Origin of the sequence: Zobellia sp. OII3, from assembly GCF_002211465.1 — a bacterium.
In the GTDB taxonomy this organism is placed as follows: domain Bacteria; phylum Bacteroidota; class Bacteroidia; order Flavobacteriales; family Flavobacteriaceae; genus Zobellia; species Zobellia galactanivorans.
This window is the reverse complement of sequence record NZ_MWRZ01000001.1, coordinates 406,722-419,239: the sequence shown is the minus strand read 5'-3', so window position 1 is coordinate 419,239 and position 12,518 is coordinate 406,722. Positions and strand designations below refer to the sequence as shown.

Below are 12,518 nucleotides of genomic sequence, written 5' to 3'. Positions count from 1 at the left end.
TTTGATGCGTATTTTTATATTGGTTCTCGCCGTTTTTGTAACGCTCGTTTCTTGTGATAAGTTAGATGAACTCACCAAGTTCGATCTAGAATATAAAAGTCAGGTAACCATCCCTTCTACGGCGGGTGTAGACCTTCCGTTCGACATGTTCACACCGGACATGGAAACCAATTCAGATTCGCAGTTTGAGGTAAACGATACCCGTAAAGACCTTATCGAGGAAATTAAACTGACCCGGTTACAGCTGGTAATCACATCACCTGACGATAGTGATTTTAGTTTTCTTGAGTCCTTGGTCGTTTATATTTCAGCAGAGGGCCTTGATGAGATTAAAATAGCTTCAAAAGAGGTTGTCGATGAAAATGTAGGCGATGTTTTAGATGTAGATGTACTTGATGTAGACTTAAAAGAATATATTAAAAAAGACAAGTTCAACCTTCGTTTAAAAACGGTGACGGATGAATTGATCAGTACGGATCATGAAATTGACGTGAATTCTACTTTCTTTGTAGATGCCAAGATCCTGGGGCTTTAAAGCACCATTAGATTGCATCCCCTTACATCGGAATGATCAAACCTACCGAGCACCTCAAAGCTACCGTTTGTATAGGTTTTGCCTAGGTCTTGCGTTGCGATAAAGGCGCAAGAATCTATATTGGCTAAATCGATGACATTTATGCCTCCCGTTTTTTGATGGCCTTGATAGGTCAATGGATCCTCAGTATCGCGTATTAGTATTTTCATCCAAGGTGGGGTCTCAAAAATACCGTTTCCCTTAGAGTAGCCCTGTGACAGTAGTTCGGTCATTCCATATTCGGAATGTATGGACTGAACACCGAATCCTTTTTTTAGGATGTGGTGCAATTCTTCGCGGATCAATTCTTTTCTGCGCCCTTTCATCCCTCCAGTTTCCATAACAATGGTATGGTTTAGCCGAAGCGAGTGGCTCTCTGTCATATCGAGAAGGGCAAAAGACACTCCTATCAATAGAACTTTCTGCCCGCTGGCATCTAGGGCGATCAATTTTTCTCGCAGACCATCAAGGTCGTGAAGGTAGAAGCCGCTGTCGGGGTGTTTGCTCTTTTGGATCATGTCGTCTACCATGTAGATGAGCGAAGATCCCTCACGTTCGAGATAAGAAGGTAGTAGGGCCAATACGCAATAGTCTTCTATGTTTCCATAAAACAGGCTAAAAGCTTTTCGAAAACTCTGCTCGTAAAGGGCGATGCGGTTTACAATATGCTTGCTGGTCTGGCTTCCGGTGGTACCACTACTTGTAAAGATGGCTTCCGGGTGTTTTTTTCCGGAAATGATTTCCTTCGATTTAAAGAAGGAAATGGGGAGGAAGGGAATTTCGCTTATATCCCTGACGTTCTCGGTAGATTTTCCCAAATACGAACAAAATTCACGATACACCTCATTTTGGTCATATTGATGCCTAAAGACTTTGAGGGCCTGTACATCAAATTCACCTTTTGATTCGATATTGAAGATTTGCTTACCGTCCATAATTGAAAATACTTTGGCAAAAGTAGCGATATCCTTTGCCGTATAAAATAAACGATATGGGTAAAAGTGGATAATTTTGTTTACAAAGGCTACTCGCTTAAAACCAACTTCCTTAAATGTTAATTATTTTAACGAATACAGAAAATTATGTTAATGTTTTCTAAATACCTAGGGGGCTGGGGTTAAAGATTTTGTAGCCGTTTTTATACCTGTACCTTTACCGAAATAGTTAAAAAATAGCATTTTGCTGTTTTTTTTTAAAATGATAATATGAGTCAAGTTAAAGAGAACGATAAAGTAAAGGTACATTATACAGGCAAGTTGGCCACTGGAGAGGTTTTTGACAGCTCTGTGGAAAGGGGAGAGCCTATTGAGTTCACCCTAGGTCAAGGCCAGTTGATACCAGGTTTTGAAAAAGGACTTATTGATATGAAGGTCAATGAGAAGAAAACCGTTAATATTCCTAAGGAGGAGGCTTACGGTTTGCCTAGAACCGAGTTGATACAAGAAGTGCCTAAAAGTCAATTGCCTCAAGATATTGAGCCAAAAGTGGGAATGGGACTTGTTTCTCAGACGCAAAGTGGGCAAGAGATCAATTTGGTCGTAACCGATGTAAAGGAAGAGACTATTGTAGTGGATGGGAACCATCCATTGGCCGGTAAAGATTTGGTATTCGATATAGAAGTGGTCGAAATCTTGTAAGCCGTACATTATCCCTTAATTTAGGGTAATGCAAAAACATAATACTTGTTTTTTTAATTAGATTGAATAGCTCCTGAAAGGGAGCTTTTTCTTTGGGATTATTTTATCACCAACTTTCTGTTGCTCGTCTTTTTGTTTTCGGTTACTTGCAAAACGTAGACGCCAGGGACCAAGCCGGATATGTTCAGGTTACTTCTTGATATTTTTTCAGAGAGTACAATTTCCCCGAACACGTCGTAGACCCTTACCTGTTTTAAGTGGTTGTCTCTGGTTATGACATTGACAACATCGGTGAAGGCTGGATTGGGGTATATTTTAAAGCCTGGGATTTCTTCGCTTTTCTGATTTTGAAAATCGAAAGCATCTTGGGCGGACGCACCAAGGGTGAATACACACATAAGTATGAAGTAGGTTATACGCATAGATTATTGATTTGGGATCAACGGTCCAAAGGTAGCTAATGAAGGTTGTAGGTCGGCTAAAATGTTGTGAAAATAGACGAACTGTATGGAAAACGGTATAGGGTGGTCCGTTCGTCGTAATTTTGGGACCGTTTATCGAAAGGGGCTCCGTTGGTTTGTCAAACGAAAAAAATAGGGTAATAAGCGCAGGCAAGGCTGATTCGAGTGAAATCGATTGTAATTACTTTACGATCAACTTTCTTGTCGCTACTTTGTTGTTTTGGTAAACGCGTAGGACGTATACGCCGGCATCAAGCTCGGAAAGATTGAGTTCGGTACCGTTAATCTGTGTTTGTAGCACCTGGGTGCCTAACACATCATATATGGCAATCTGCTTGGGCGTACTTTCTGAGGTGCTAATATATACCTTGCCGTTCGTGACGGGGTTGGGATAAAGTTTAAACCCTTTAATATCACCATTACCTTTGGCGTCTTGGCCATAGGAAAAGGAGATACATAAGAAAGTAATTACCAAGTAAAAGTGCTTCATATGATTATGTGAGCAAATAGTATACCACAAATATACGAAATCTTTAGTTTGATCGTTGTTCGATTTTATATTTTGTAGGAATATATGTATGAATGGTGGTGTCCAAAGTATTGCTTATGTATTCTTTTTAAGAAACAGCTTCCTTTTTTTTGGACGAGTTATAGGTTTTATCTTAAAAGGAGCCTATTGGAGCATTCCGAATAATTGACCTTTGGCTTTGCAGGATTTTTGTTGAAAATATAAAACCCCGCATTTGCGGGGTTTTTCATGATATTATGGTAGGGCCTTAAAAAGAAAGGCTATATCCTAAAGAGAAAGAAGTTCCAGGGTCTCTGTACGAAAATCTTTGATCGGGAGTGTTGTAAGACTCATATAGGCTCTCGCGTGTGTCACCGAGCAAGTTGTTTACCTTGAAGCTTATTTTCGAACGTTGCTCCTCTCCAAAGGTCTTGGAGATATTGAAATTTAAGCTGCTGAAAGGCTGGGTAAATACATCGGGATTTTGTCCGAAACCAACAACTTGCAAGGTCTTGCCTTGAACGTTATAAAAGATCCCGGTTTCAAGACCACTGTCTCTATTGTCGTATTTCAGGCCTAGATTGATCAAGAAAGGTGACTGGCCTTGTAATTGTCTGTTGTCGTCGATAGCCTCTCCGTCCCTGGCAAAAATTTGTCTCGATTCATATTCTTGGCCTTCGCCCTTGGCCATATCAATTTGCGAATCGATAATCGAAACATTGAGGTTAAGGCTTAGGTCTTTAAGGCCTTCGGAAATAAACCCAAAGTTTTTTCGGGCTTCGAGCTCCACGCCGAATACACTTGCTGAAGGGGCGTTACGTGGGGTAAATTGGTTAGGCGCCGTAATATCATAGGCGACAATTTCAATCGGGTTTTTGAACTTTTTATAAAAACTACTGAATGCAATCATTTGGGCACTGTTGCCGAATACTTCGTATCTAAAATCGAAATTGTCGATATAGGTCGGGGCCAAGTCTAAATTGCCCAAGAAGAGGATTCCGGTTAAAAGGTCGGGAATTTGCACTACAGAAAGTTCCTTAAAACTGGGTCTTGCCGTGGTTCTAGAATACGATAGCCTAAAGTTCATGTTTTCCTTAAATCCATAGATTAAATTTGCCGAAGGAAAGAAATCGAGTTCATCTATGGTCTTTTCGTGGTCATAGACCTGGCTCCCCGTATTGTTTTGCCCTGTAAAATAGGTGGTAAACTGTTCTGCCCTTAGGCCTAAAATGGCGCGAAACTTATCGGAAAACTTGAATTCGTTCGAAAGATACGCTGCTAGGGTATTCTGCTCGGCATCATAACTGTTTGCGGGTTGAAAATTTCCCCTGATGTACGATCCCGAATTACTTTCTGCGGTCCATATATTTTCGTCGGCCAAGATTGCATTTGCATCACCATTGAGGTCGGCAGTGGTAAATTGGCGAAAGGCAATGTTGTAGTTTTGTATGTCGTATTCCCTTTGCTTGTAGCTGTAGAGTCCTCCAAATTTTAACATGGACTTGTTGCCGAACATTTCATAGCTTTTGGAAAAATCGACCTTGCCAACAGCGTTGACCTCTTTAAGGTTTCTCCAAAGGCGTTGGGGAAAACCGGCATCCGAGCTTATTGAAAACCCATCGGGATCAACGGTAAAGGTAGTTAGTCTTACGTCTTTATCGTGAACATTGGTCAAGGTCGGCGATACATTCCATTCGGTAACAAAGGAAGCGTCTTCAGAGGTGTGCTTTCCTGAAAGCAAAATATTGGAAACCGAACTTTGGGTATATTCGAGGTTGTCCTTAACTACGTCTATGGCATTTGAAATAGCTGTTTCCTGGTCGAAAAAAGCCGCGCGCGACTCACCGTTTTGAATGTGTAGAAAGTTTAACTTGTACTTCGATTTTCCGGTTTTATAGGATAGGCCGGTCAATACCGAGGCCAATACATTGTTCGAGCCTACATCTCCTTGTTGTCTTCGGTCGAAACGCAGTTCGTAGGTATCGCTTTCAGCGGCTTTTTGATAGATACCATTTTCGAAACCATTATAAAAGGTGGTCGTATTCTTGTAATCCAGCGATGCGATAAAACCGAGTTTGTCGTCTCCTACATCGAATTGATTGCCATAGCTGAATCCCAAACTGAAATCAGGTTTTGAATTTTGTCGTTCGGCGGCCAAGGTTTTGTCAAATGAGCGGGTAATGCCTTCCAAACTGCCATTTTCGCTGGAGTTGGACGGATTGGGAATGTCGGTATTGGCCGGAATAGGCAATTCCCGGGTACCGTCGTCGAAGCCTAGGAAATCGGTGGCCCCTCCTTCGTAGCCGAGGTAGTTGTCTTTGAAGTGCATGCTGGGGTTGTATCCTACCGAAGCGGAAATGGACATGTGTTTTTGTGCGGGAAAATCTTTGGTGACAATGTTTACTACACCGCCCGTAAAGTCGGCAGGCAATTCTGCCGCGGCCGATTTAAGGACTATTACGTTTTCTAGAATGTTCGTAGGGAAAATATCCATTTGCACCGTGTTCTTGTCGGGGTCTAGTCCGGGTATGTCCATGCCGTTTAAAATGGTTTTGGTGTAACGGTCGCCCAAACCTCTGACGTATACATATTTTCCTTCTTGTACCGATACGCCGGGTACGCTTTTGATAGCGGAGGCAATATTGCTTGCCCCTGTGGTTTTCATGGCTTCCAACGATAGCCCGTCCATAAGGGTTACCGAATTTTTCTGAAGATTTAAAACTGAGGCTTCCGTGTTTTTGCTTACGGTGGTGGTAACGACCACTTCGTCTAATTGTGAAGATGCAGGTTCTAAGGTTATGTTTACCTCTACTGTTTTATCTGCTTCGACCACAACATCGGTAATTTCCTTTGATGTGTATCCTAGGTAGGAAAAGGTTACGGTGTAAGTGCCGGGCTCTACTTCCAAGGAATAGGTTCCCTCAAAGTCGGACGAGGTCCCTATGGTGGTTCCCTTTATCAATACATTGGCAAATGGAAGTACGTCATTAAACTCACCGTCCATCATTTTTCCGGATATGGTGCCTGTTTGACAAAAGCACCATTGCGCAAAAACAAGGGTGGTCACAAAGAGAATTTTTTTCAACATTTTATGTTCGTTTATGTAGCGCTCAATTTTTTAATAAAATAGTCCAAAGGCTTATTTTCAAGCCTTTGGACATTTGTTTTCTTTTGTTTTATTCTTGTGTTACAAGCCCAATTCACCAGAGGCAAGGGTCCATGAAAACACTGATATATCGGCACCAGTGTTGGCATCGTCCTTAGACGCAATGGAAGCAACATTGTCTGTAAACTTGGTTTCGTCACCGGCATTGAAGTCGCCAGAGAAGATATCTCCGATTACCTGTCCTTCGGGCAGAACGATCTCCCAGTTAGAGAAAGTAATTCGGTCTGCGGCAAGCTCGGTGGCCGAGTCGGCACCGTCAACCTTTACGGAGGCATCAGATCCGAACCCGTATGCGAATACGTTGTTCAGGTTGGCGATGAGCCCGTCCCTAAGGTCGGCGTACTTGCTTGAGGTGCCTGCACCGATAAGGGTTATGTTTTCCATTGTAAATCCGCCCTCGGTAGCTGCGCTTCCTTCGGGGCCATCAAGCTCAAGACCTGTACCTGATTCTCCGCCCATGATGACTACTCCGTTCGAAAGGGTTCCGCTCCATGCCTGGTCGGCATCGAAACCGTCGTCGCCTTGCGCCCATACCAAGGCATTGCTTACGTTTACGGTTCCACCGAACCATTCGATACCGTCGTCTTGGTTCGATACGACCTCTACATGGTCTATTACGGTTCCCGAACCAACACCGCCAAGGGTCAGTCCGTTGATTTCGTTGTCCTGTCCTATGGTGATACCACCGTGTCTGATGGAAACGTATTTGATAACGCCCGAATTGTCGGCAGCGTCGCTACCTCCGTACTGTCCGTACGACTCGTCGGCCGGCAATCCTTCGATTTGTGCCGTTTCAACGTCGCCGTTCACCGAGATGGGGGCCTTTCCAAGAACGATGATTCCTCCCCAAAGACCGGTGTCGGAATCGTCGAGGGTACCTGTGGTCTCTCCTTGCTCGATGTCGTCGAGTACCGAGGTAAAGATAATGGGCTTATCTGCTGTTCCCTCTGCCATAATCATACCTCCTTGGTCGATTACCAATGCAGAAGCAAGAGACTCTAGGCCTTCTTCGCCTTTTATAATGGTACCGGCTTCAATGGTAAGGGTTACGTTTTCATCGACAACTACCCTGCCATCCAATATATAGATGTTTTCGGCCGTCCAAGTTTCATCTTCGGTAAGAATACCTTTTTTTGTAATGGTAGCTCCAATGGGCTTAGCTGATATAGCTCCTTTGCTGGCGGCCAATGTCCATCCAAATACATCAATATCGGCACCGATGCTTCCTGTTCCAACGGCGGTAGCGTTGTCTGTAAACTTGGTTTCGTCACCGGCATTGAAGTCGCCAGAGAAGATATCTCCGATTACCTGTCCTTCGGGCAGAACGATCTCCCAGTTAGAGAAAGTAATTCGGTCTGCGGCAAGCTCGGTGGCCGAGTCGGCACCGTCAACCTTTACGGAGGCATCAGATCCGAACCCGTATGCGAATACGTTGTTCAGGTTGGCGATGAGCCCGTCCCTAAGGTCGGCGTACTTGCTTGAGGTGCCTGCACCGATAAGGGTTATGTTTTCCATTGTAAATCCGCCCTCGGTAGCTGCGCTTCCTTCGGGGCCGTCAAGCTCAAGACCTGTACCTGATTCTCCGCCCATGATGACTACTCCGTTCGAAAGGGTTCCGCTCCATGCCTGGTCGGCATCGAAACCGTCGTCGCCTTGCGCCCATACCAAGGCATTGCTTACGTTTACGGTTCCACCGAACCATTCGATACCGTCGTCTTGGTTCGATACGACCTCTACATGGTCTATTACGGTTCCCGAACCAACACCGCCAAGGGTCAGTCCGTTGATTTCGTTGTCCTGTCCTATGGTGATACCACCGTGTCTGATGGAAACGTATTTGATAACGCCCGAATTGTCGGCAGCGTCGCTACCTCCGTACTGTCCGTACGACTCGTCGGCCGGCAATCCTTCGATTTGTGCCGTTTCAACGTCGCCGTTCACCGAGATGGGGGCCTTTCCAAGAACGATGATTCCTCCCCAAAGACCGGTGTCGGAATCGTTGAGGGTACCTGTGGTCTCTCCTTGCTCGATGTCGTCGAGTACCGAGGTAAAGATAATAGGGCTGCTAGGCGTACCCTCTGCCATAATTTTACCACCCTGGTCGATGATTAATGCCGAAGCAAGTGATTCTAGGCCTTCTTCGCCTTTTATAATAGTACCTGGCTCAATGGTGAGAGTAGCACCTTCGCTTACAACTACCCTGCCATCCAATATATAGATATTTTCGGCTTCCCAGGTTTCGTCCTCCGTAATAATACCCGTTTTAGTTATTTCCTCACCCTCTGGATCAGGATTGGGATTAGGGGTTGGACCACCGTCGTCGCTACTACAAGAAGAAATAATGGCGAGTGACGCAAAGGCCAATAAAGAGAAAAGAGATTTTTTCATTTCGTTACTATTTAGTTTCATTATAAATGTTTGAGTGTTATTTAGTTCTACTCAATTATTAAACAAGGCAAATAACGCTACGTGAGGTAAAAGTCGAGTTATGTGCATGTTAAACCTTTATTGCGATAAGGTTAGCCTAACGTTACTATATTAAATCAACGTTAAGAGACCCCGGAATGTCGGTATTATATTTACTTTTGACGAAATAACCATCTTTACACACCTTATGAAAAAGAAAGACATTAAGATATTATTGGTAGACGACGAGCCGGACATTCTAGAAATTGTCGGGTACAATCTTACTACCGAAGGCTATCAAGTCTTTACGGCCAAGAATGGAGTTGAAGGCGTAGCCATGGCAAAGAAGAAGCAGCCCCATTTGATAATACTGGATGTGATGATGCCCGAGATGGACGGTATAGAGGCTTGTGAGACTATTAGAAACACGGCCGGACTGGAGAACTCTATCATAACTTTTCTTACGGCACGCGGCGAAGACTATTCGCAAGTGGCCGGTTTTGATGCCGGGGCCGATGATTATATTACCAAGCCCATTAGACCGAAAGTTCTGGTCAGTAAGGTGAAGGCCCTTTTAAGAAGGTTAAAGGAAGAAAGTGCCCCGCAGGATGATATTGTTAAGGTGGGCAATATTGTAATCAATAGGGAAGAATACAAAATAATGAACGATGGCCAAGAAATCGTTCTGCCTAGAAAAGAATTTGAACTTTTGGCCCTGTTGACTTCAAAACCCAATAAGGTTTTTAAAAGGGAAGTTATACTAGATAGGGTCTGGGGCAATGAAGTCGTGGTCGGTGGACGTACGATCGACGTGCATATTAGAAAGCTTCGTGAGAAAATCGGGGAGCATCATTTCAAGACCGTAAAAGGTGTAGGCTACAAGTTTGTGCTCTAATAAAATCTACATCGTTAAGTAATACGTCTTTTTTATAGTAATTTTGGGCCGTTCTCCCCTTGATTGGGTTTTGAACGCCGAAAAATGCCCTGAAATGACGTATAAAGGTTCCGTAGCGAATATTAAACACTTTTTTTATGCCTCCTAGATTAAGAAGGTCATACCGCTTTGCGCTACGGTCTTCTTTTATGATTACCGTAATCTTTGTTTTGCTGTTGGCGCTGTTTTTGCTCCTTTTCAATGCTTTTAATTGGGTAGTCATTATCGTTACCTCCTTTTTGTTGTTTCCTATTAGTTTTACCGTTTTACAGGTGCGGATAGAAAAGTTTATCTACCGCCGGATAAAGAAAATATACGATGATGTGGCTATGTTGGAAACGTCTTCGATTGTCTCTGGTCCCATTACTACCGACATGAAAACCCTTACCGAGGAAATCGGGAAATTTGCCAAAGACAAACGTATAGAGATCGATACGCTCAAAATTAGGGAAGAGTACCGGAAAGATTTTCTCGGCAACGTATCGCACGAGCTTAAAACACCGCTGTTTACCGTTCAAGGGTATATAGAAACCCTATTGGACGGGGCCATAGACGATAAAAATGTACGCCGAAAGTACCTTCAAAGGGCCAGTAAGGGGGTGGATCGACTTATCTATATCGTGAAAGACCTTGACCTTATTACCAAGTTGGAGGTAGGCGACCTTAATCTGAAGAGGGAGCCTTTTGATATTATTGAGCTCATTCAAAATGTCTTCGATCTTTTGGAAATGAAATCGGCCAAAAAGAAGATCATACTTACTTTTGATATGGAGTATGACGAGCCTATTATAGTATTCGCCGATAAGGAAAAAATACAGCAAGTAGTAACCAATTTTCTTGTAAACTCCATAAAATACGGACATACCAACGGTACTACCGAGGTAAGTGTGGAAAACCTGATCAAGAACAAGGTAATCGTTAGGGTAACCGATAACGGAGAAGGTATTCCGAAACAACACATACCCCGCCTTTTTGAACGTTTCTATAGGGTGGATAAAAGCGGTAGCCGCAGCGAAGGAGGTTCTGGTCTAGGCCTTGCTATTGTAAAGCATATCGTTGAGGCGCACGGGGAAAAGATATATGTGGAAAGTGAAATGGGTGTAGGTTCGGAATTTTCTTTTACTTTGGAAAAAGCAAAAGAGAAACAGCTGGCCAAAGCCTCACCAAAAATTTAATTTTATACCATTGGGAAGTAAAAACAAACTGAAACGCTTTAAGGAGAACGAGACTTTTCCAAATGTCATTCAACCAAGCAGGGAAGCCGTAAAACAAGGTTTCGGGTTAAGGGGCAAGTGGAACGATTTTTTTAAGAACGACAATCCTATTGTGTTGGAGCTGGGCTGTGGTAAGGGCGAATATACCGTAGGCTTGGCCAAGCAAGACCCCAATAAGAATTTTATAGGTATCGATATCAAGGGGGCAAGGTTGTGGCGTGGGGCCAAGACGGCACTCGAGGATGATCTCAAGAACGTAGCCTTCCTAAGAACACAGATCGAACTGGTAGACGAACTCTTTGCCAAGGATGAGGTTTCCGAAATCTGGATAACCTTTCCTGATCCCCAAATAAAGTACAAGCGTACAAAACATCGAATGACCAACGAAAGTTTCTTGGCCAAATACAGGAAAATATTACGTCCTGACGGCCTAATGCACCTAAAGACCGATAGTGAGTTTATGCACGGTTATACTTTGGGGCTTTTGCATGGTTTAGGACTGACAGTGAATTACGCCAACCATGACGTATACAAAAATGAAGGAAGCCCAAAAGAGGTTTTGGAACTTCAAACTTTCTACGAAAAACAGTATCTTGAAAAAGGGAAACCCATAACCTATATCCAATTTAAGATCCACTAGGCATGTTGCATCTTTTGCTACTTTTTTTTGCTACTTTTTCGGCGGCCTTTATAGCGACGGTACCACCAGGGCTGTTGAATATGAATGCGGCAAAGGTGAGTGTGGAAAAAGGTAAGCTGAACGGAATTATTTTTGGCTTAGGGGTGGCTACCGTAGTCATTCTTCAGGCTACCGTTGCGGTCTATATTTCAAGGTTTTTACATAAAAATCCCGAAGTAATAGACGTGCTCTTGAGAATTGCCCTTGGGGTCTTCGGTTTTTTTATGGTGTATTTTTTTATCGCAGGGCGCAAAAACAAAAAGAAGGCCCCGAAAATTGTCAAGGTCAGCAAGAAGAACAGTTTTTTTAAGGGAATGTTGTTGGCCGCATTGAATCTGTTGACCATACCCTATTATAGCGGACTCAATATCATGTGGAACGCCTCCGGCTGGATCAAATTTCAGGCTTGGGATATCCTTGTATTTATTTTGGCGGCAGGTAGCGGAACCTTTACGGTACTTTATATGTACGCGGTGTACTTCAATAAACTTGAGCATAAATCGAACCGATTTTCAAAGAATAGTAACTATATTATCAGCGCGCTCATGTTGGTCTTATTGATTATAACTATTTTAAGAATCGTGTTTCGGTAATGAATCCTGACAATAAAAATTTCTTTCAGAAAGTATACGAAGTGGCCCGGCTCATACCCGAGGGGCGCGTGACTTCCTACGGGGCCATTGCCAAATATCTAGGGGCCGCCCGTAGTGCACGAATGGTCGGTTGGGCCATGAACGGAGCCGGTAGTATGCCGGAAATACCCGCTCACAGGGTAGTCAATAAAATCGGGTTGCTTACAGGAAAACACCATTTTGACGGTACCAACCTTATGCAACAATTGCTCGAAAATGAAGGGATAACCGTAGTCGACAACCAAATTATCGACTTTGAAAAGCACTTTTGGGATCCCTTTAAGGAGTTGGGTGGCCCGGCTTAGGG

The 12,518-nt window shown here is 43.6% G+C and carries 12 protein-coding genes; 7 read left to right on the top strand and 5 right to left on the bottom strand.

Annotation, left to right across the window (positions count from 1 at the left end; genetic code table 11):
- Positions 1 to 4: 4 nt before the first annotated feature.
- Positions 5 to 535 (top strand): hypothetical protein, encoded by a 531-nt coding sequence (locus B4Q04_RS01690; protein ID WP_013992667.1) that lies wholly within the window; start codon positions 5 to 7, stop codon positions 533 to 535.
- Here B4Q04_RS01690 and B4Q04_RS01685 read toward each other — a convergent pair.
- Positions 532 to 1,509, bottom strand: coding sequence for an acyl transferase (locus B4Q04_RS01685; protein WP_088695822.1), 978 nt, complete (start codon positions 1,507 to 1,509; stop codon positions 532 to 534). The genes B4Q04_RS01690 and B4Q04_RS01685 overlap by 4 nt on opposite strands.
- 270 nt (positions 1,510 to 1,779) lie before the next feature.
- On the opposite strand from B4Q04_RS01685, the gene B4Q04_RS01680 reads away from it, so the two are divergent.
- Positions 1,780 to 2,211: a peptidylprolyl isomerase gene (locus tag B4Q04_RS01680; RefSeq protein WP_088695821.1), complete on the top strand. Its 432-nt coding sequence runs from the start codon at positions 1,780 to 1,782 to the stop codon at positions 2,209 to 2,211.
- Positions 2,212 to 2,309: 98 nt separating this feature from the next.
- On the opposite strand, the gene B4Q04_RS01675 is transcribed toward B4Q04_RS01680, so the two are convergent.
- From B4Q04_RS01675 to B4Q04_RS01660, 4 genes are all read right to left on the bottom strand, one after another.
- A complete protein-coding gene (locus B4Q04_RS01675; RefSeq protein ID WP_013992664.1) occupies positions 2,310 to 2,633 on the bottom strand; it encodes a T9SS type A sorting domain-containing protein in 324 nt (107 codons plus the stop codon).
- Positions 2,634 to 2,853: 220 nt separating this feature from the next.
- Entirely contained in the window at positions 2,854 to 3,162 is a 309-nt protein-coding gene (locus B4Q04_RS01670) for a T9SS type A sorting domain-containing protein (protein ID WP_088695820.1), read from the bottom strand.
- Positions 3,163 to 3,448: 286 nt separating this feature from the next.
- Complete coding sequence (locus tag B4Q04_RS01665) at positions 3,449 to 6,268, bottom strand: TonB-dependent receptor (protein WP_088695819.1); 2,820 nt, start codon at positions 6,266 to 6,268, stop codon at positions 3,449 to 3,451.
- Between the two features lie 99 nt (positions 6,269 to 6,367).
- Entirely contained in the window at positions 6,368 to 8,734 is a 2,367-nt protein-coding gene (locus B4Q04_RS01660; protein WP_088696366.1) for a hypothetical protein, read from the bottom strand.
- A gap of 226 nt (positions 8,735 to 8,960) precedes the next feature.
- On the opposite strand from B4Q04_RS01660, the gene B4Q04_RS01655 reads away from it, so the two are divergent.
- The 5 genes from B4Q04_RS01655 (at position 8,961) to B4Q04_RS01635 (ending at position 12,516) form a co-directional block, all read left to right on the top strand.
- Positions 8,961 to 9,647 carry a response regulator transcription factor gene (locus B4Q04_RS01655; RefSeq protein ID WP_013992660.1) on the top strand — a complete coding sequence of 229 codons (687 nt, stop codon included), beginning with the start codon at positions 8,961 to 8,963 and terminating at the stop codon, positions 9,645 to 9,647.
- A gap of 137 nt (positions 9,648 to 9,784) precedes the next feature.
- On the top strand, positions 9,785 to 10,861 hold the full coding sequence (locus B4Q04_RS01650; RefSeq protein ID WP_013992659.1) for a sensor histidine kinase: 1,077 nt from the start codon (positions 9,785 to 9,787) through the stop codon (positions 10,859 to 10,861).
- Positions 10,862 to 10,871: 10 nt separating this feature from the next.
- Positions 10,872 to 11,540 carry a tRNA (guanosine(46)-N7)-methyltransferase TrmB gene (gene trmB, locus B4Q04_RS01645; protein ID WP_088695818.1) on the top strand — a complete coding sequence of 223 codons (669 nt, stop codon included), beginning with the start codon at positions 10,872 to 10,874 and terminating at the stop codon, positions 11,538 to 11,540.
- Positions 11,541 to 11,542: 2 nt separating this feature from the next.
- Entirely contained in the window at positions 11,543 to 12,172 is a 630-nt protein-coding gene (locus B4Q04_RS01640) for a LysE family translocator (protein WP_013992657.1), read from the top strand.
- Positions 12,172 to 12,516, top strand: coding sequence for an MGMT family protein (locus tag B4Q04_RS01635; RefSeq protein WP_088695817.1), 345 nt, complete (start codon positions 12,172 to 12,174; stop codon positions 12,514 to 12,516). Before B4Q04_RS01640 ends, B4Q04_RS01635 begins: the two co-directional genes overlap by 1 nt.
- Positions 12,517 to 12,518: the final 2 nt, after the last annotated feature.

Coding starts and splice junctions, on each gene's coding strand:
- B4Q04_RS01690 (WP_013992667.1), top strand. CDS start 5: ATGCGTATTTTTATATTGGTTCTCGCCGTTTTTGTAACGCTCGTTTCT.
- B4Q04_RS01685 (WP_088695822.1), bottom strand. CDS start 1,509: ATGGACGGTAAGCAAATCTTCAATATCGAATCAAAAGGTGAATTTGAT.
- B4Q04_RS01680 (WP_088695821.1), top strand. CDS start 1,780: ATGAGTCAAGTTAAAGAGAACGATAAAGTAAAGGTACATTATACAGGC.
- B4Q04_RS01675 (WP_013992664.1), bottom strand. CDS start 2,633: ATGCGTATAACCTACTTCATACTTATGTGTGTATTCACCCTTGGTGCG.
- B4Q04_RS01670 (WP_088695820.1), bottom strand. CDS start 3,162: ATGAAGCACTTTTACTTGGTAATTACTTTCTTATGTATCTCCTTTTCC.
- B4Q04_RS01665 (WP_088695819.1), bottom strand. CDS start 6,268: ATGTTGAAAAAAATTCTCTTTGTGACCACCCTTGTTTTTGCGCAATGG.
- B4Q04_RS01660 (WP_088696366.1), bottom strand. CDS start 8,734: ATGAAAAAATCTCTTTTCTCTTTATTGGCCTTTGCGTCACTCGCCATT.
- B4Q04_RS01655 (WP_013992660.1), top strand. CDS start 8,961: ATGAAAAAGAAAGACATTAAGATATTATTGGTAGACGACGAGCCGGAC.
- B4Q04_RS01650 (WP_013992659.1), top strand. CDS start 9,785: ATGCCTCCTAGATTAAGAAGGTCATACCGCTTTGCGCTACGGTCTTCT.
- B4Q04_RS01640 (WP_013992657.1), top strand. CDS start 11,543: ATGTTGCATCTTTTGCTACTTTTTTTTGCTACTTTTTCGGCGGCCTTT.
- B4Q04_RS01635 (WP_088695817.1), top strand. CDS start 12,172: ATGAATCCTGACAATAAAAATTTCTTTCAGAAAGTATACGAAGTGGCC.